The sequence below is a fragment of the Phaeovulum sp. W22_SRMD_FR3 genome, from assembly GCF_052113705.1.
Classification (GTDB): domain Bacteria; phylum Pseudomonadota; class Alphaproteobacteria; order Rhodobacterales; family Rhodobacteraceae; genus JBGQOG01.
In genome coordinates this window covers 1-18,158 of the sequence record NZ_JBGQOG010000005.1, presented here as the reverse complement: position 1 = coordinate 18,158, position 18,158 = coordinate 1, and the positions used below count along the sequence as shown (strand labels likewise).

Sequence of the window (18,158 nt, the reverse complement as noted above, 5' to 3'; positions counted from 1 at the left end):
CTCCCTATTGAGACTGTCAGGTTTTCAGCGGACTGTCAGCAGGCAGCCGCCCATTTTGTCTTTTGAGTTCAAGATAGAGCGCCGAATGATCGAGATCGCCGCCCCCATGGGTCACCAGATCGGCAAAGAGGCCATCGGCCAGTTCCAGCACCGGCAGATGCAGGCCCAGCCCCGCCGCGACATCGCGGGCGGCACGGGTGTCTTTCAGCTGGTATTTCGCGGGGCCACCGGGGGCGAAATCACCCGCGATCATCCGCGCGCCATGCAGATCGAGAATGCGCGAGGCGGCAAATCCTCCCATCAGCGCCTCCCGCACCCGGGCGGGATCGGCGCCGCCTGCCTCGGCCAGCAGCAGGGATTCCGCCACCGCCACGATGGTTGAGGCGACGGTAAGCTGGTTGACCAGTTTCGCCAGCGCCCCGGTGCCTGCCGGGCCGATATGCACCACCTTGCCCAGCGCCGCCAGCAGCGGCGCGGCCGCCGCCACATCTTCGGCCGTGCCGCCCGCCATGATCGACAGGCTGCCCGCCTCGGCCGCAGGTGTGCCGCCCGACACCGGGGCGTCGAGCCAGCGCAGCCCGAGCGCCCCGGCCTTTTCGGCCATCCTCTGCGCCTCGTCCCGGCCAATGCTGGACATGACGATCAGCAGGCATCCCGGGGCAAGCTGTACGGCAATGCCCGCATCGCCAAAAAGCACCGCGTCGCAGACCGGGCCAGAGGAGAGCATCACCACCACCGCCCCCGCGCCCCGCACCGCATCGGCGGGCGTCGGGGCCACCGTCAGGCCCAGAGCCGCCGCCTTGTCGGGGCTGCGGTTCCAGACGGTGACCGGGAACCCGGCGCGGGCCAGATTGCGCGCCATCGGCCCGCCCATCAGCCCGGTGCCCAGCACTGCCACCTGCGGCACTGCCGCCCCCGGCCCGGGCCCGGTCACGGCACCACCCGCTCGTAAAAGCCCACCGGGCCTTCGGTGCACAGGTGCAGCGCCGCGCGAAAGGCTTCGAGATGCGGGGTTTGCAGATGCGCGTCAAAGGCGGCGCGGTCGGTGTAGACCTCGTAAAAGACCACCTCTGCCAGGCGCGCGCTGCGGTCGACCACCACGTCGAACTGCAAACAGCCCGGTTCGTGGGCTACCGATGCCTCGGCATCGGCGCGCGCCGCCGCGAGAAAGGCCTCCAGCTGGCCCTCCTCTACGGTGAAACGGGGCAGAACGACAAAGCTCATTCCGCTGCCTCGGCCACGGCCTTCGGCCCCATGGTGCGGACCTGCTCGCGGCGCAGATTGACCACATCGAGGTCATCCACCAGCTCCACATCCGACATCCGCACGATCTGATCGCGGCCAATGTCGCGCTTGAGTTTGACGTGATGCGCAAGCCCCATCGGCAGCGCATCGATCGCGGTCGAGATCGTCGCCGGGATCGCCTTGGCCCAGGTGGCATAACCGCCCTCGCCATCCAGATAGGACCCCGCCTTCAGATCGCTTTTCGCCGTGGCCACCGCATCGCCGCGGAACTCCCGCGACGAGCCCGTCGGCTCACCGCGCAGCACCGCCGAGAGCACCGAGACCGAGGTTTCCAGCCCGATCAGGTGGAACGGGCGCCACATTGAGCCATACCAGCCGGATTTGTCGGTCAGGAGGCCATATTGTTTGAAGCATTCGCGGGTGTATTCGTCGGGTGCCTTGAAGGTCACGAACATGCCGTAGCGGATGTTGTTCAGCACTTCGCGCCCGTCCGGTTCCTGACTGGCCGCAATATCGACCAGACCGGCTTTCGGCATCCGCCCGCCTTCGGAGGCGGGTTTGAACACCTGCGCCAGATCCTGCAGCCCCGAGGGATAGAAGGCCAGACCGTCATCGGGGCAATCGAGCCCGGTGCCATTGGCCACCGCCGCCATCTCAATCGCGGCCTTGGTGCCATCGGTGAAGGAATTGTACATCTTGGGGTTAAAGTCACCCTTGGCGACGAATTCCTCGGACCAGCCAAAATAACCCCAGACAGTGTCCGGCGTGGAATAGCGGTATTCCGGCTGGAAGTTCATACCCTTGCCCGCCGAAATCAGCTCAAACCCCGAGGAGCGCACCCAATCCACCAGTTCGCAGATGAAAGCGGGCTGATCGCCATAGGCCATCGAATAGATCAGCCCCTTGTCGCGCGCCATCTTGCCCAGGATCGGGCCGCACATCACATCGGCCTCGACGTTGACCATGACGATATGCTTCATCCCCTCAATCGCCATCAGCGCGTGGCGGGTGCCCGCCAACGGATGCCCGGTGGCCTCGATGATGCATTCGATCCCCTCGAAATCGCACAGGGCTTTGGCATCCTGCGTCACGAAGGTGCGGCCGGTGTCCATCGCATTGCCCAGCGAGGTGGCGGCATATTCATTGTCTTCCCAGCCGACGCGCTTGAGCGAGGTGCGGGCCTTTCCCGCATCCAGATCGGCGACGCCGACGATGTGATAACCGGGGATCTTGCGCGCCTGCGCCAGCACCATCGAGCCGAACTTGCCGGCCCCGATCAGACCAACGCGGATCGGGCGGCCGGCGGCGTGACGCTCGGCAAGCATCAAGGAAAGGTTCATCTGACTACTCCGTTCAGGGCCCCTTGGCGGGCCGGACATTCCTGCACGGGAGAGACGGTGGCATGCAGGCACCCGGGCCGCGGGACCGCAAAGGTCCGCCGCTGCAGGGTGCGCAATGCTGAAGGCTCCTCCCAGAGGTCGGGCAACCCGACGCCCCTACCCTCGCCCAGCCAGAGCGGGAGAACAATTTAACTTTTCTGCCGGATAGTTTAGCCTAACTAAACTGATAGCTGGGCACCGAGGCATGCCAGAGCCGCGCCTCCGCCTCGATCCAGTCCACGAAGCGGCGCACCCGGCTGCGCCGCAGATTGGCATGCGGACAGACCAGCCATTGGGTGGAGATCAGCATTTTGGGAACCTCGCGCAGCGGAATTATCAGCCGCCGCTCTTTCAGCTCGCGCTCCATCATCAGATTGCTTTCCAGCGCCACCCCCATGCCCAGCACGGCGGCATCCACCGTCATATGCGAGCGGTCGAAATAGAGCCGTTTCAGCGGCGTCTCCTCGACGATCCCCAAGTGGGAAAACCAGGCGGTCCATTGCACCTGCGCCTTGACCGAATGGATCAGGCGAAACTTCAACAGATCGGCCGCCTCCAGCGAATAGGGATCGGCAAGCCCGGGCGAACAGACCGGCAAAAACATCTCTTCGACCAGCGGCGTCACATGCAGCCCCGGCCAGCGTCCGGTGCCGTGGCGGATCTCAAGATCCACCAGATCGCGGTTGAAATCGGTGGGTTCATTGGTGCCGTCCAGCCGGATGTCGATGCCGGGATTGGCCTCGAGAAAGCCGGGCAGCCGCGGCAGCAGCCATTTGGTGGCAATGGTCGGCGTCGCGCGGATGGTCAGCAAGGTGGCGGTCTTTGAGCCGCGCATATGATCGGTAGACTGGATAATCCCCGCCACCTGATCGGCGATCAGCTCAAAATAGCGCTCTCCCGCCTCGGTCAGACGGATCTTGCGGCCGACTTTGGTGATCAGCGTGGTGCCCAGCTGCTCCTCCAGCGCGCGGATCTGCTGACTGACCGCCGAGGGCGTGACGCTGAGATGCTCGGCCGCAGCGGCCACCGAATTGAGGGTGGCGACGTGGTAAAAAACGGCGATGGCGCGGAATGGTGTCATGGCACATGCTTTCCGGTTGCGGACCCTGCCCCCGGGTGTCCCGGTTTTTCGCGCCGTGAGCAAGCATTCCCGCCACGCCAAGGGGGAAACTGTGGCGTCCTCCGCCAAAGCACCGCCGAAGGGAGCCGCGTCACCCCGAAGGCCCCCTTGCCGCAAGCGACGGCAGAGGCCTGTGCGGTGCCAGAGGCGGTTCTGGCCGCCACAGGGCCGCAGGGGGACTTCAGGGCTGGGCTGAAACCAGATGCGGCCCCGATCTTTGGGGCGATCCGAGCAGAGTTCACGCACAAATCGGGCAGCGCGATTGCCGTGGCCAATCAGATGGGAATTGAGCCGGAAGTGGGCTGTCTGATCACGGCGACGCTGCCCGCAAACGCGGGGCGGTACAGTCAGGCCTTCACGCGCTCGGATTTCGGATCGTAGAGGGGAGCAAGGCTGGCTTCGGCTTCGACCACCTTCCCCGCAATCTCGATCGTATACCGCGAGGCCAACAGCGCCTCGGCACTCTCGCCCGGTTCGCGCAGCGGTATGTAACCCAGCCCCACGGCACCGCCGAGCGCATGGCCGTAATTGCCCGAGGTCAGGAAGCTGACGATCTTGCCGTCGCGCAGCACCGGCTCGTTGTGGAACAGCAACGGCTCAGGATCCTTCAGCCGGAACTGGACCATCCGGCGACCAAGGCCAGCCTCGCGCTTGCGCAGCACCGCGTCGCGTCCGATGAAATCGCCCTTGCCGGTCTTCACCGCGAAACCAAGGCCCGCCTCCAGAACGTGATCCTCATCGGTGATGTCGTGGCCGAAATGACGATAGCCCTTCTCGATCCGGCAACTGTCCATCGCATGCAGGCCGCAGAGCTTCAGCCCGACCTCTTCGCCCGCCTCGAGCAGCGTCTCGAAAATATGCGCCGCTTGATCGGTGGGGATGTAGAGTTCCCATCCAAGCTCGCCCACATAGGTCACCCGATGCGCCCGGGCGAGGCCCATGCCGATCTCGATCTCCCGCGCCGTTCCGAAGGGATGCGCGGCGTTGGAGAAATCATTGGGTGAGACCAGCGCCAGCAGATCGCGCGCCTTCGGCCCCATGACCGGCAATACCGCCTCGGCCGCCGTGATGTCGGTGATGACAGCGAAGGCTTCGCCCAGATGCCCGCGCAGCCAGGCCAGATCGCGCTGCAATGTGGCGCCGGGAACAACGAGGAAGAAGGCGGTTTCCGTCAGCCGCGTCACTGTCAGATCACTTTCGATCCCGCCCCTGGCGTTCAGCATCTGCGTATAGACGATGCGCCCCGGTTCCACGTCAATCTCGTTCGCGCAGAGCCGTTGCAGGAAGGCCAGCGCATCGCGCCCCTCCACCCGGATCTTACCAAAGGAGGTCATGTCCAGAATGCCGACGCCTTCGCGCAGCGCCATGTGCTCGGCACGCTGGTTCTCGAACCAGTTCTGCCGCTTCCAGCTGTAGCGATAATCCCGCTCCTGCCCTTCGGTCGCAAACCAGTTTGCCCGCTCCCAGCCCGAAGATTCCCCGAACACCGCCCCGCGCGCTTTCAGATGCTCATGCAGCGGCGAGCGGCGCACCCCGCGCGCGGTGGCGGGCTGGCGATAGGGGAAATGGTCGGCATAAAGCAGTCCGAGGGTTTCCGTGACCCGCTCGCGCAGATAGCGGCGGTTTTTCTGGAAAGGCTGGGCGCGACGGATGTCGACCTCCCAGAGGTCAAACGGCGGCTCACCATCGTTCATCCATTGCGCCAGCGCCATGCCAGCCCCGCCCGAAGAGGCGATGCCGATGGAGTTGTAGCCGGCGGCGACCCAGTAACCTTTGAGCTCCGGCGCCTCGCCCAGATAGTATCGGTCATCCGGCGTGAAGCTCTCCGGCCCGTTGAAGAACGTGTGGATGCCAGCTTCCGCCAGCATCGGCAGGCGGTTGATGCCCATCTCCAGGATCGGCTCGAAATGCTCGAAATCGTCGGGGAGCTGGTCGAAGCAGAAATCCTCGCGGATCCCCGCCATCCCCCAGGGCTTTGCGACCGGCTCGAAGGCGCCAAGCAGGATCTTTCCGGCATCCTCCTTGTAATAGGCACATTCATCCGGCACCCGCAGCACCGGCATCTGCGTCAGGCCGGGGATGTTCTCGGTGACGATGTAGAAATGCTCGCAGGCATGCAGCGGCAGGGTGACGCCAGATTCATGGGCCAGATCGCGCCCCCACATGCCACCGCAGTTCACCACCATATCGGCGGCAATATGGCCCTGCTCCTCGCCGTGCTGCCAATTGACGCCGGTCACACGGCCGCCCGCCTTGGTGACGCCGGTGACCTTGGTCTGCTCGACGATCAGCGCGCCCTGCATCCGCGCGCCCTTGGCCAGTGCCAGCGCGATATTGGCCGGATCCGCCTGCCCGTCGAGCGGCAGATGCACGCCTGCCGTGACGCCCTCGATATTGAGATGCGGATAGAGGTCCTTCACCTCCGCCGGGGAAAGTTCATTCACCTCGACCCCGAAAGCGCGGGCGAGGCTCGCCTGCCGCAGGATCTCTTCCCGCCGCTCGCCCGTCAGCGCGGCGGTGATTGAGCCACATTGCCGGAAACCGGTGGCGAGCCCTGTCTCGGCCTCGAGCTTGGTGTAGAGATCGGCGGAATATTTGGCCAGCCGGGTCATGTTCTGGCTTGCGCGCAGCTGCCCGACCAGACCGGCCGCATGCCAGGTGGTGCCGGAGGTCAACTGCTTGCGCTCCAGAAGCACGATGTCTTTCCAGCCGAGCTTGGCCAGATGATAGGCGACCGAGCAGCCGGAAATGCCGCCCCCGATGATGACGACCCGCGCTTGGGTGGGAAAATTGACCATGATGCCTTCTTTCGTTCACTGATGGCTGCCGGTCAGGCCCGGAGCCGCGTGTTGTTGCTGTCCCAGAGACCGGCCTCGCCCAGCACCTGTGCGGGGAAGCGACGGTCGAAAATCTCCACTTCCAGCAGCGTGCCGGGGATGTTCAGGTCGGCATCGAGCATGCCGAGGCCGAGGCAGGCGTTCAGGCGATGGCCCCAACCTGACGAGGTGACCTCGCCCACGATCCGGTCGCCCGTCCAGAGCGAGGCCATATACGGCGCGTCATGATCAGGACTGTCGAATTGCAGCACCGCGAACCGGCGCGGCTGCGGGGCTTCGCGCTCAGCCATCAGTGCGTCGCGGCCCCGGAAATCGGGCTTTGTCCAGTCGATGAAGCGCCCGAGACCGGCCTGAAGCACGCTGTAATCGGTCGAAAGATCGCCCTTCCAGACGCGATAGCCTTTTTCGATGCGCAGCGCATCGAGCGCGAACATCCCGAAGGCGCGCAGGCCATGACCTGACCCCGCCGCCCAGACCCGATCCCAGATGGCCGCCGTATCCGTTGTGCGGGAATGGATCTCCCAGCCGAGTTCGCCCGCAAAGCTCACCCGCATCAGCCGAACCGGACGCCCGGCGATCTCGGCCTCCTGCAGACTGAGCCACGGCAGCGACAGATCTGCCCCGGTGACCTGCGCCAGGATCGCGCGGGCCTTCGGGCCGGTGAGGATCTGCGTGCTCCAGTTGGTGGTCTCGTCAACCAGCGTCAGGCCCGGGGTCATGTGCTTGAGCAGCCATTCCCGGTCATGCGACTGCGCGGCGGCCGCGGTGATCAGCCAGAACTCCTCCGCGCCCAGCCGCGCCAGTGACATCTCGGTCACGATCCGGCCCGCGTCATCGGCGAAATAGCCCAAGCCGATCCGCCCGATCTTTGGCACACGGCCCGTAATCTGCCGCGACAACCAATCCGCCGCGCCTGCGCCACTCACATGGAAGCGAGAGAAGCCCGGCAGGTCGAGAATGCCCGCATGATCGCGCACCGCCTCGCATTCCTCGCCCACCGCGCCCGACCAGGGGCCATCGCGCCGCCAAGTCTTCTGTGCCGCCTCAGAAATGGCGTCCCCCGGACGCGCATACCAGAGCGCACGCTCCCATCCGTTGTAGGGACCGAACTGCGCACCGAGGGCTGCAACCCGATCGTGAACCGGTGACAGTTTCTTGCCGCGACCGGCGGGCCAGACGTGATGGGGAAAATGCATGGCATATTCGTTGCCGTAGATCTCCATCCCCTTGGCAATCGCATAGTCGCGATCCTCAAAGCCGGTGAAGCGGCGCGGATCGCAGGACCACATATCCCACTCGGTGCGGCCCTCGATGATCCATTCGGCCAGCACCTTGCCCGCGCCGCCGCCCTGACAGATGCCGAAAGTGAAGACGCAGGCTTCGAACGCATCCGGCACGCTCGGCATCGGGCCGATCAACGGGTTGCCATCGGGCGTATAGGGGATCGGACCATTGATGACCTTGGTCAGGGGCGCCTGTTCCAGCAGGGGAACCCGTGCCATCGCGTCACCGATGTGCCACTCGAGCCGATCGAGGTCATCGGGGTACAGCTGGAAGCTGAAGTCCTCGGGGAACGGGTCTTCCGGCGTGATCCAATGCGCCTTGCAGTTGCGCTCGTAGGGGCCGAGGTTGAAGCCGAATTTCTCCTGCCGCAGGTAGTAACTGCTGTCTACGTCGCGCAGGAGCGGCAACTTGTGGCCCACCTTTTTCGACCACGCCTCCAGTTCCGGCACGGTGTCGAAGAGCATGTATTGATGGCTCATAACCACCATCGGCAGCTCGCGCCCGAACCAGCGCGCCACTTCGGCGGCGTAGTAACCGGCCGCGTTCACGACATACTCGCAGCGAATCTCGCCCTTTGGCGTCTCAATCACCCATTCCTCGCCCTCGCGCCGCACGCCGGTCGCAGGACAGTACCGTTCAATCCGGGCCCCTGCCATCCGGGCGCCTTTGGCCAGAGCCTGTGTCAGCTGCGCCGGGTCGATGTCGCCATCGTTCGGATCGTAGAGCGCCCCCGTCAGGTTTTCGGCCGAGACAAAGGGATATTTCTCCTGCAGTTGCTCGGGGCTCAGGATCTCCATTCCCATGCCCTGCCGCCGCCCCATGCCCACCACCTTTCGGAATTCGTCGAGCCGCTCGGGCGTATGGCCAAGCCGAACCGAACCGGTGACGTGGTAGTTCATGGGATAGTCGACCTCATCGCCGAGGCGGCGATAGAGTTCCGCTGAATACCGCTGCATGTTCATCAGGGACCAGCTGGAAGAGAAGGTCGGAACATTCCCTGCCGCGTGCCAGGTGGAACCAGCAGTCAGTTCGTTCTTCTCAAGCAGCACGCAATCGCTCCAGCCCGCTTTCGCGAGGTGGTAGAGTGCAGAGACCCCGACGACGCCGCCGCCGATGATGACAACCCTAGCTGAGGCGGGAAAGGCGGACATTGACGATCTCCTGCTCGGTCGCTGCTATTGTGAATAAAGTGACCATGTCGCGCCTGAAAATGAAAATCAAATACTAAATTTCATTAATCGAAAAGTTGGCGTCGATTTTTTATTCTGCCGCGATTGGAGCCTTGTTTTTGAGCGGCGCAGCGACGATTATGGGCCGCGGCATCAGAAGGCTTCCTGAGACTTGATCCTCAACACATTGGTTGGAAACGATATTCGTGCTTTGCGCAAGTCGCGCGGCATCACAATCAAGGAGCTGACGACGGTCCTTGGACGATCCGTCGGCTGGCTCAGTCAGGTCGAGCGCGGCCAGACCATGCCCTCGATCAACGACCTTTCAGCCATCGCGCAACATTTCGGCGTCAGCATCAGCTTCTTCTTTCGCTCTGAAAACCAGAGGCCCGAGGAACGCGGCCTGATCATGCGCGCCGCAGACCGCATGACGCTTGGCACCACGGAGACCGGGTTGACCGAAGAATTGCTGTCCCCAACGCTGGGCGGCAGTTTCGAGATGATTAAATCGACCTTCGCGCCGGGCGGCGACAGCGGCGGCATGAAGACGGCGCGGGCCTCTGAGGACGGCGGAATCCTGATTGCGGGGCGGCTCACGCTGCGCATTGACGATCTCGAAGTGCTGCTTGAAACCGGCGACAGCTTCCAGTTCCAGCAGAAGAGCTACGGCTGGAAGAATGAGGGCAGCGTCCCCGCCGTGATTATCTGGGTGGTCTCGCCACCGATTTACTGATGCGTCCAGTGCAGTGAAGTGCAGCGCAGTGCCTTGATGCGGTGGATCCCCCCAGCGGCAAGCCGGACGGTCAGCTCAGGGCGCCCGCGCCGGACAGAGTTAGCGAATTAGAAAAACTAATACCTGCCGCGTCAAAATTCTGCTTTGCCGCCGGGCCGTCGCTGGCTTTAGCTGACCCAGACGCGCCGAACTGAGCAGATCCAAGACCTCCTCACGGCGCCTGTACCAGCAAGGAGACAGCTTATGGCACCGAGACTGGTGTTGGAGGGAATTTACACACCGCTGATCACGCCCTTTGATGCGACAGGGGCCATCGATTACCCTGCGCTTTCGGCACTGATCGAGCGGCTGGTCGACGCCGGGGTGCATGGGGTGATCTCGGGCGGGTCCACCGGCGAAAATTACGCCGAAACGGTGGAAGAACGCCTTGAGCTGGCGGCATTCATCGTGAAGCAAACCGCAGGGCGTCTGCCGGTGATCGTGGGTACCGGCGCGATGCGCACAGCGGATTCCATCGCGCTGGCACGGGGTGCCCGCGACATGGGCGCGGAGGCGATCCTTCTGGGCACGCCGCCCTATTCGGTGCCGACCGAGCGCGAGAATGCGCTGAATGCCCTCGCCATCGACCGCGCGGCGGATCTGCCGATCATCCTGTACAACTATCCGGGCCGGATGAGCGTCGAGATGGGGCGCGAGTTCCTCGACCGCGTGGGCCGTTCGCGCAATGTCATCGGCATCAAGGAAAGCTCGGGCGATATCAACCGTGTGCATCTTCTGGCGCGGGACTATCCGCATATCCAGATGAGCTGCGGCATGGATGATCAGGCGCTGGAATTCTTTGCCTGGGGCGCGCGCAGCTGGATCTGCGCCGGGTCGAACTTTCTGCCCGAAGAGCATGTGTATCTCTACAAGACCTGCGTGATCGAGGGCGACTTCGCCAAAGGCCGCCGGATCATGTCCGCGATGCTGCCGCTGATGCGGGTGCTCGAGCAGGGCGGCAAATTCATCCAATGCGTCAAGCATGGGGTGGAGACCACCGGGCTTTCGGCCGGGCGGATGCGGCCGCCGCTTCTGGGCCTGAACAAGGACGAGAAGCGTGAACTGGAACAGGTGATCCGCACGCTGAAATGCACGCTGGCCGCGATCAAGGAAGGGAACTGAGCATGACCGAATTGCTGACCCGCGAGGAATATGGCGCCATTGCCGCCGCGCTCGAACTGCCCTGCAATGCGTTCATCGACGGCAGCTTCCGCCCCGCCGCCTCGGGCAAGACCTTCACCACCACCAATCCCGCCACCGGCGTTGCTCTGGGCGAGGTGGCTGCCTGCGCCGCCGAAGATGTCGATCTGGCAGTCGCCAAGGCGCGCGAGGCCTTCGACGATGGCCGCTGGTCGCGTCTGCACCCCGGCACCCGCAAGGAGGTGCTCCTGCGTCTGGCCAAGCTGATGGAGCGCAATGCCCGCGAGCTCGCGGTGCTGGAAAGCCTCGACAGCGGCAAGACCATTTATGATTGCGAAACCGTGGATGTGCCCGAAACCATCCATGTGCTGCGCTGGCATGCAGAGCTGATCGACAAGATCTACGACCAGGTCGCGCCGACCTCGGACGATCATCTGGCGCTGGTGGTGCGCGAAGCGGTGGGCGTGGTGGGGCTGGTGCTGCCCTGGAACTTCCCGCTATTGATGCTGGCGTGGAAAATCGGCCCGGCACTGGCGGCGGGCTGTTCGGTGGTGGTGAAACCGGCCGCCGAAACCTCGCTGACGGCGCTGCGCCTGGCGGAGCTGGCCTCTGAGGCGGGCCTGCCGCGCGGCGTGCTGAATGTGGTGACCGGTTCGGGCAGCGATGTGGGCGAGCCTTTGGGCCGCCATCCGGATGTGGATATGGTGTCCTTCACCGGCTCCACCGTGACCGGGCGGCGCTTTTTGCACTATTCCGCCGACAGCAACCTCAAGGAAATCGTGCTGGAACTTGGCGGCAAGAACCCCTGCATCGTTCTCGACGATGCCGAGGATCTGGATGCGGTGGCCGCGCATGTGGTCAATGGTGCCTTCTGGAACATGGGGCAGAACTGCTCGGCGGCAAGCCGTCTGATCGTGCAAAAGGGCATCAAGGCGCGTCTGCTCGACCGTGTCCGCGCCCATGCCCGCGCGTGGAATGTCGGCGACCCGCTGGACCCGTCGGTCCGCGTGGGCGCGCTGGTCTCTCCCGCGCATTTTGCCAAAGTCTCAACCTATCTCGAGGCGGCCCGCGCGGAAACCCTGCATCTGGGCGGCAAGATCGTGGCCGAGGGCTTTATCGAACCCACCATTGTCGAGGTCAGCGCCGCTGACAACCGGCTGGCGGCCGAGGAGATCTTTGGCCCGATCCTGACGGTGATCGAGGTGGCGGGTTTCGAAGAGGCCATCGCCATCGCCAATGCCACCGACTACGGGCTGGCGGCCAGCATCTTCACCGCCAATGGCAAACGGGCGCTGCGTGGTGCCCGGATGCTGCGGGCGGGCACCGTGACCGTCAACAGCTTTGGCGAAGGGGACATTTCCACCCCTTTCGGCGGCTACAAGCAATCGGGTTTCGGCGGGCGCGACAATGGCATCCACGCCCATGATCAATATACTCAGCTGAAGACCATCTGGCTCGATCTTACCGATCATGGCGGGTCGTCGCTCGATTAAGCCCGGAGGGCACCCCGATGTTCCAGCGTGATGCCAAAAGCTTGCCGCAGTTCAACGGCGCGGCGGGCTGGGCGGCCCTCCTCCCGCCGCGCCCGCCGCACCCTGCCCTCACGGGCGCGGCGGGCTGCGATATTGCCATCATCGGCGCAGGCTATGCCGGGCTCTCCGCCGCGCGCCGCCTGCGCCAGCTCGACCCCGGTCTGTCGGTCACCCTGCTGGAAGCCGGGCGGCTGGCCGAGGGGGGAACCGGGCGCAATTCGGGCTTCATGATTGATCTGCCGCATGAGCTGACCGCGTCGGATTATGCCGCGGGCGGCGAAAGCCGGGACCGCGTGCTGACCCGGCTCAACCGTCATGCCATTGATTTTGCGGGTGCCGCGGTCGAGGAATATGACATTCCCCGCGGCTGGTTCCAGCGCAGCGGCAAGGTGAATGGCGCGGCCTCGGCCGTGGGTCTGGCGGCCAATGCGGGCTATGCCAGACATCTCGCCGATCTGGGCGAAGCATTCGAAATGCTGGACGCGCAGGCGATGCAGGATCTGACCGGCAGCCGCTATTACCACGGCGGCCTCTACACGCCCGGCACGGCGATGATCCAGCCTGCAGGCTATGCGCTGGGGCTGGCCGCGGGCCTCGCAGCCGCCGGGGTCGCCCTCCACGAACGCTCTCCCGTCACCCGGATCGAAACGCAGGGCAATGGCTGGCGGCTGACCACCCCGGGGGGCAGCCTGACCGCCGAACGGGTGATCCTGGCCAATAACGGCCATCTTGAGAGCTTTGGCTTCAAGCAGGGCCGCCTGATGCACATCATGCTGAACGCCTGCATGAGCGAAGAGCTCTCCGCCGATCACATCCGTGCCCTGGGCGGTGCCGACTGCTGGGGCATCACCCCGGCCGATCCGATGGGCACCACCGTGCGCCGCATCAGCCCCGCGCAAGGGGGGCACCGCATCATCATCCGGCAGGGCGGCTATTACCGCCCCGGCATGACCACCTCGGCCAGGGATCTCGCGCGGCTGGTGCGGCACATGCGGGCGAAATTCGACGCCCGCTTCCCGATGCTGCGGGATCTGCCCTTCGCGCATGCCTGGTCGGGGCATCTGTGTCTGGCCAAAAACGGCGTGTCGGTGATGCGCGCGCTGGAGCCGGGCCTCTATGCCGCCTGCGTGCAAAACGGGCTTGGCACCGCGCGCGGCACCCTGACCGGGATTGGCGCGGCGGAACTGGCCTGCGGCACAACCAGCGACATCACCCGCTTTTTTACCGCCGAAGCGGAACCCGCGCGCCTGCCGCCACATCCTTTCGACACGATCGGCGCGAACCTTTATCTTCGCGCCAAGGAATGGCAGTCCCGCCGCGAATAACCCTGCAGTCAGGAGGTCCAAATGGTACAGGTCAGACGCCGCCACCTGCCCTCGCTGGGCTCGTTTGCGACCTTTGAAGTTGCGGCCAAGCATCTGAGCTTTACCCTCGCAGCCCGTGAGCTGAACGTGACGCAGGGCGCCGTCAGCCAACAGATCCGCCTGCTGGAGGCGGCGCTGGACAGGCCCCTGTTCATCCGCAAACACAATGCGCTGGAACTGACCGAAGCGGGCAAGACCCTCGTCGGGTCGGTGACCAACGGGCTGGATGCGATTGCCGCCGCCGTTGGCGCGATCACCGGCGCTGAAGAGCCGCAGCTGGTCACCCTCTCGGCCACCGATGGCATGGCGCGGTTCTGGCTGAAACCGCTGATCGACAGCTACCGCGCCCTGCACCCGGAGGTGGGTTTTGTCGTTCTGGCCTCGGATGCGGATGATACCTTGCGCAATTATGCGCAGGTGGATCTGGCGTTTGTGTGCGGCAATGACCGCTGCGAGGTGGGCGAGGAGCTGCATTTCCTGTTTCCCGAGATCGCGCAGCCGGTGTGCAGCCCGGCCTATCTGGCCAGCCACGGCCCGCTGGACAGCACCGACAGCCTGAACCGGGCAAATCTGCTGCATCTGCACGACAGCCATTGGAACGCCGACGCCATCGGCTGGCAACCGCTGGGCTGGAGCGAGTGGTTCCGCGCGCAGGGCAGTGTCTGGGCCAAGGGGCCCTCCAGCCTGACCACCAACAAGGTTGGGCTGCTGATCGAGGCGGCCCAGGCGGGCGAAGGCGTCATGCTGGGCTGGCACCACATGGTCGCCCGCGCGCTGGCCGAGGGCAGTCTGGTCTTTGCCCATCCCGGTACCATCGGCGCCGGGCGCGGCAATTTCCTCAATTGCCGGCAGGCCTCGCTGCGCCGCCCGGCGGTTGCGGGATTCGTGGCGCATCTTTTGGCCAGCCTGCGTCCCGGGGCGGAAAACTGACCCAGCGCCCCCGGCTCTGCCCCCAGGTGCAGCAGTTTTTCTAATGCAGAGCCGGTCGAAAAACTCGTTTGCCGATCAGGGCATGACGCAAGGATACTTGTGAAACTCCGGACATATCGGACTCCGAGGCGACCGCAGAAGCGCCCGGACATGGGAGAACGGATCGCACATTTCGATGGTTTCACCGGCGCCGCACATGTCCTGTGTGGTCAGGGCGGATGCATGTCCCGCGCAGCCTGACCCGGCCGCTGTTTCCACACCACAAAACGCAACGAACAACAGTGGAGATGACGATGACGAAGATTTCTGGCGCCGTTGGCGCGATGGCACTGGCCGCGACCCTCACCCTGGCCGCAGGCCTGCCCGCCGCGGCGGCCGACAAGGTGATCCACATGGGCACCATGAGCTGGGAAGACCTGACCCCGATCACCGGCATCACCAAAAAGGTGCTGGAGGACAAAGGCTTCACCGTGGAGGTGACCGATTTCTCCGAATGGGGTATTGCCTATGCCGCCCTGACGCGTGGCGACATCGACATCATCGCCTCGCAGACCGATTACGTCACCCATGACTATTGGGTGAAGAACATGAACGCGCTCGAGAAGATCTCGCCGGTCTCGCACGGGCTCTATCAGGCGATTGCCGTCCCCTCCTACGTCGACATCGCCAGCCTTGAAGATCTGAACGCCCATGCCGCGGAATTCGGCGGCAAGATCATCGGCATCGAGCCGGGCTCGGGCCTGATGCGCGATGCGGCCACGGCGGTTGAGGAGTATGGCCTCGGGCTCGAACTGGTCGAAGGCTCGACCGGGGCCATGACCGCCGCATTGAAAGCCGCGAGCGACCGCAAGGAATGGATTGCCGTCACCGTCTGGGACCCGTCCTGGATGATGATGAAATATGATCTGAAATTCCTGGCCGACCCCAAGGGCATCTTCCCGGCGGCGCAAAGCTACTACTGGATCGGCACCAAGGGCTTTTCGGCCGCGCAACCCACCGCGCGCGAAGCCATCGCTTCGGTCTTCGTGCCGCTGAATGACATCACCACCATCAATGCGGCGGTGAACGAGGGCAAGACGATGAACACCGCTGTCGCGGACTGGATCGCGGACCATGCCGATCTCGTCTCGCGGTGGGAAGACATCAAATCCGAATGACCCGCAGCGGCCCGGGCAACCGGGCCGCTCTCCCCTCTGGCCCCCAAGACGAAGAGAGCGCCATGAACAGCCCCACGCAAGACATTCTGATCGACTGCCGGAATGTCTGGAAAATCTTTGGTGACCGCAGCGGGGAGGCCATCCGCGCCATCCGCGAAAGCGGCGCGGGCAAACGTGAAATCCTGCGCGATTACAATTGCGTCGTCGGCGTGTCCGACGCCAGCTTCCAGATCCGGCGCGGTGAGATCTTTTGCATCATGGGCCTGTCGGGCAGCGGCAAATCCACCTTGGTGCGCCTGCTGAACCGGTTGATCGAACCCAGCCTCGGCGCGATTTCGGTCAAGGGCCGCGACATCGGTCAGCTTGACAGCAAGGCCCTGCGGGCCCTGTCAGCCAGAGCGCCGCCCGCAAGGAGACCCCCTGATGGCCACCCCCACCCCCCTTGTGTCGCCGGGCGCCGCATTGGCGCAGGCACTGGATTGGCTGAATGCCAATGCGCATGCCGTTTTCGTGGTGATCGGCGTAGGCGTCGAGCATCTGGTCGGCGGCGCCGAAACCCTGCTGCGCTGGCCCGCCCCCTGGATGGTCCTGCTGGGCGTGACGCTCCTGCTTCTGGTCACGGCAGGGCCCCGGCTGGCTGCGCTGGCGCTGGTCTGCCTCGGGCTGTGGAAGCAGTCGATGGAAACCATTGCTCTCGTGTCGGTCTCGGTGTCCGTTCTGATCGCCTTTCCGGCCGGCATTCTTGCCGCCCGGATACCCCGCTTTGAAAGGGTTCTGCGCCCGCTGCTGGACATCATGCAGACGGTGCCGCCCTGGGTCTATCTGATTCCGGCGGTGATGATCTTCAGCCTGGGCAAAGTGCCCGCCCTGATTGCCACGGTGGTCTATGGCATCCCGCCGATGCTGCGGATCACCACCCTTGCCTTTCAGCAGGTGCCGACAGAGCTGATCGAACTCGGCCAGGCCTCCGGGGCCAGCCGCTGGCAGGTGTTGACGAAACTTGAGATCCCGGCGGCGCGCAAGACATTGCTGGTCGGGCTGAACCAGACCATCCTGCTGTCGCTGGCGATGGTCGTGCTGGCCGGACTGGTCGGCGCGGGCGGTCTGGGTGCGGAAGTGACGCGTGGCCTGACACGGATGGAAATAGGGCTGGGCCTGCGCGCCGGGCTGTCGATCGTGGCCGTGGCCATTTTCGCCGACCGGATCACGCGGCGTGTCCTCTCATAGTCGAAATTTGAGACCCCGTTTGCAGCCCTGATGCTGCTTTTCCGGGCCGATTTCTCTGGATTTAGGGTCGGCCCGAACTGGGGCGACCCTAGTGCCATTGCCCATGTTCGCACCTGTGTTTGGGCGGGGCCCCACTACGCCACGAAAGCGCTGTTTTAAGGACTGCGTTTGCGATGGTGATCAGCCTGCGCGCGACCGCGACAATAGCGAGCTTGCGTGCCTTGGGGCTGGTTCTATGTGTCCAGGATTGTGGATGACTACTCGCGCTACGTTATTGGCTATAAGCTCTGCGGCACGATGCGGGCCGAGGATGTCACCGACACGCTCAACATCGCTCTGGCTGCATCGGGCTGCGACAGCGCCAAGGTTCTGCACAAACCGCGTCTGCTCGGCGACAACCGGCCGACTTACATCGCTGGCGATCTGGCCGAATATCTCGAAGACAAGGGCATGACAGATGTTCGCAGCGCGCCGATGCATCCGCAGACCCAGGGCAAAATCGGGAGATTGCACCAGACCTTGAAAAACCGCATCCTGCTCGAAAACCCCTTCTTCGGAGGGCAGCTCAAATCCGCCATCGCCGCCCTCATCGAGCAATACAACAACCGCCACTATCACAAGAGCATCGGCAACCTGACCCCGGCAGACGTCTGCCTTGGCCGTGGCAAAACCACCCTTGCTGAAAGGAGGCGGATCAAACTGCAAGCCATCCAAAACCGCCGTTTGAACCATCAACGACAAGCAGCATACGCCAGTAGTGCTGTCGTAGCCCTCCCGGACAAGAAGGCGCTCAATATGGGCGACGATCGCTTCCACCTCGGCTCAATTGACGTTGTTCGCCTCGGGCAGTGCCGGAGGCGGCACATGGGCCCAAGCGAGACCAGGCCTCACGCCACTTGGCGCTCTGTGAGCTGCTGCCGGTTTCGTGGACACGAAGATAAGATCGTGACCAAGGAACTGGAGTGTGGATATGACGAGACGGAAGTTCAGCCGCGAGTTCAA

The 18,158-nt window shown here is 64.2% G+C and carries 14 protein-coding genes and 2 pseudogenes; 10 read left to right on the top strand and 6 right to left on the bottom strand.

Annotated elements, in window-relative coordinates; all coding sequences use genetic code 11:
- Positions 1 to 16: 16 nt before the first annotated feature.
- From ACEN2S_RS08165 to ACEN2S_RS08150, 4 genes are all read right to left on the bottom strand, one after another.
- On the bottom strand, positions 17 to 934 hold the full coding sequence (locus ACEN2S_RS08165) for an NAD(P)-dependent oxidoreductase (protein ID WP_441864809.1): 918 nt from the start codon (positions 932 to 934) through the stop codon (positions 17 to 19).
- On the bottom strand, positions 931 to 1,224 hold the full coding sequence (locus ACEN2S_RS08160) for a putative quinol monooxygenase (RefSeq protein ID WP_441864806.1): 294 nt from the start codon (positions 1,222 to 1,224) through the stop codon (positions 931 to 933). The genes ACEN2S_RS08165 and ACEN2S_RS08160 overlap by 4 nt, the downstream gene beginning before the upstream one ends.
- On the bottom strand, positions 1,221 to 2,585 hold the full coding sequence (locus ACEN2S_RS08155) for an NAD(P)H-dependent oxidoreductase (RefSeq protein ID WP_441864803.1): 1,365 nt from the start codon (positions 2,583 to 2,585) through the stop codon (positions 1,221 to 1,223). The genes ACEN2S_RS08160 and ACEN2S_RS08155 overlap by 4 nt, the downstream gene beginning before the upstream one ends.
- A gap of 214 nt (positions 2,586 to 2,799) precedes the next feature.
- Complete coding sequence (locus ACEN2S_RS08150; RefSeq protein ID WP_441864800.1) at positions 2,800 to 3,705, bottom strand: LysR substrate-binding domain-containing protein; 906 nt, start codon at positions 3,703 to 3,705, stop codon at positions 2,800 to 2,802.
- A 147-nt stretch (positions 3,706 to 3,852) separates the two neighbouring features.
- Between ACEN2S_RS08150 and ACEN2S_RS08145 the strand changes: the two genes are divergently transcribed.
- A complete protein-coding gene (locus ACEN2S_RS08145) occupies positions 3,853 to 4,125 on the top strand; it encodes a hypothetical protein (protein ID WP_441864798.1) in 273 nt (90 codons plus the stop codon).
- Here ACEN2S_RS08145 and ACEN2S_RS08140 read toward each other — a convergent pair.
- Positions 4,092 to 6,542 carry a GcvT family protein gene (locus tag ACEN2S_RS08140; protein ID WP_441864795.1) on the bottom strand — a complete coding sequence of 817 codons (2,451 nt, stop codon included), beginning with the start codon at positions 6,540 to 6,542 and terminating at the stop codon, positions 4,092 to 4,094. The two genes, ACEN2S_RS08145 and ACEN2S_RS08140, sit on opposite strands and share 34 nt — an antisense overlap.
- A gap of 32 nt (positions 6,543 to 6,574) precedes the next feature.
- Complete coding sequence (locus ACEN2S_RS08135) at positions 6,575 to 9,016, bottom strand: GcvT family protein (protein WP_441864792.1); 2,442 nt, start codon at positions 9,014 to 9,016, stop codon at positions 6,575 to 6,577.
- A 190-nt stretch (positions 9,017 to 9,206) separates the two neighbouring features.
- Here ACEN2S_RS08135 and ACEN2S_RS08130 point away from each other — a divergent pair, with 190 nt between their 5' ends.
- The 9 genes and pseudogenes from ACEN2S_RS08130 to ACEN2S_RS08090 all read left to right on the top strand — a co-directional run.
- Positions 9,207 to 9,767 carry a helix-turn-helix domain-containing protein gene (locus ACEN2S_RS08130; RefSeq protein WP_441864790.1) on the top strand — a complete coding sequence of 187 codons (561 nt, stop codon included), beginning with the start codon at positions 9,207 to 9,209 and terminating at the stop codon, positions 9,765 to 9,767.
- Between the two features lie 243 nt (positions 9,768 to 10,010).
- Positions 10,011 to 10,928 carry a dihydrodipicolinate synthase family protein gene (locus ACEN2S_RS08125; protein ID WP_441864788.1) on the top strand — a complete coding sequence of 306 codons (918 nt, stop codon included), beginning with the start codon at positions 10,011 to 10,013 and terminating at the stop codon, positions 10,926 to 10,928.
- Positions 10,929 to 10,930: 2 nt separating this feature from the next.
- Positions 10,931 to 12,439, top strand: a complete 1,509-nt coding sequence (locus ACEN2S_RS08120; RefSeq protein WP_441864786.1) for an aldehyde dehydrogenase — start codon at positions 10,931 to 10,933, stop codon at positions 12,437 to 12,439.
- A 17-nt stretch (positions 12,440 to 12,456) separates the two neighbouring features.
- The gene (locus tag ACEN2S_RS08115; RefSeq protein ID WP_441864784.1) at positions 12,457 to 13,803 is read left to right on the top strand and encodes an NAD(P)/FAD-dependent oxidoreductase; all 1,347 of its coding nucleotides are present in this window, start codon (positions 12,457 to 12,459) and stop codon (positions 13,801 to 13,803) included.
- 21 nt (positions 13,804 to 13,824) lie between these two features.
- Positions 13,825 to 14,772, top strand: a complete 948-nt coding sequence (locus ACEN2S_RS08110; RefSeq protein WP_441864782.1) for a LysR substrate-binding domain-containing protein — start codon at positions 13,825 to 13,827, stop codon at positions 14,770 to 14,772.
- A gap of 293 nt (positions 14,773 to 15,065) precedes the next feature.
- Complete coding sequence (locus ACEN2S_RS08105; protein ID WP_441864780.1) at positions 15,066 to 15,929, top strand: glycine betaine ABC transporter substrate-binding protein; 864 nt, start codon at positions 15,066 to 15,068, stop codon at positions 15,927 to 15,929.
- Positions 15,926 to 16,300 (top strand): annotated as a pseudogene (locus ACEN2S_RS08100) (ATP-binding cassette domain-containing protein); the annotation flags it as partial. The gene ACEN2S_RS08105 and the pseudogene ACEN2S_RS08100, both read left to right, overlap by 4 nt.
- Positions 16,301 to 16,352: 52 nt before the next feature.
- Positions 16,353 to 17,156 carry an ABC transporter permease gene (locus ACEN2S_RS08095; protein ID WP_441864777.1) on the top strand — a complete coding sequence of 268 codons (804 nt, stop codon included), beginning with the start codon at positions 16,353 to 16,355 and terminating at the stop codon, positions 17,154 to 17,156.
- 216 nt (positions 17,157 to 17,372) lie between these two features.
- Positions 17,373 to 17,903 (top strand): annotated as a pseudogene (locus ACEN2S_RS08090) (transposase); the annotation flags it as partial.
- Positions 17,904 to 18,158: the final 255 nt, after the last annotated feature.

Bases quoted from the DNA above. Each gene is read 5' to 3' on its own strand.
- ACEN2S_RS08160 (WP_441864806.1), bottom strand. From the start codon at position 1,224: ATGAGCTTTGTCGTTCTGCCCCGTTTCACCGTAGAGGAGGGCCAGCTG.
- ACEN2S_RS08155 (WP_441864803.1), bottom strand. From the start codon at position 2,585: ATGAACCTTTCCTTGATGCTTGCCGAGCGTCACGCCGCCGGCCGCCCG.
- ACEN2S_RS08150 (WP_441864800.1), bottom strand. From the start codon at position 3,705: ATGACACCATTCCGCGCCATCGCCGTTTTTTACCACGTCGCCACCCTC.
- ACEN2S_RS08140 (WP_441864795.1), bottom strand. From the start codon at position 6,542: ATGGTCAATTTTCCCACCCAAGCGCGGGTCGTCATCATCGGGGGCGGC.
- ACEN2S_RS08135 (WP_441864792.1), bottom strand. From the start codon at position 9,016: ATGTCCGCCTTTCCCGCCTCAGCTAGGGTTGTCATCATCGGCGGCGGC.
- ACEN2S_RS08125 (WP_441864788.1), top strand. From the start codon at position 10,011: ATGGCACCGAGACTGGTGTTGGAGGGAATTTACACACCGCTGATCACG.
- ACEN2S_RS08120 (WP_441864786.1), top strand. From the start codon at position 10,931: ATGACCGAATTGCTGACCCGCGAGGAATATGGCGCCATTGCCGCCGCG.
- ACEN2S_RS08115 (WP_441864784.1), top strand. From the start codon at position 12,457: ATGTTCCAGCGTGATGCCAAAAGCTTGCCGCAGTTCAACGGCGCGGCG.
- ACEN2S_RS08110 (WP_441864782.1), top strand. From the start codon at position 13,825: ATGGTACAGGTCAGACGCCGCCACCTGCCCTCGCTGGGCTCGTTTGCG.
- ACEN2S_RS08105 (WP_441864780.1), top strand. From the start codon at position 15,066: ATGACGAAGATTTCTGGCGCCGTTGGCGCGATGGCACTGGCCGCGACC.
- ACEN2S_RS08095 (WP_441864777.1), top strand. From the start codon at position 16,353: ATGGCCACCCCCACCCCCCTTGTGTCGCCGGGCGCCGCATTGGCGCAG.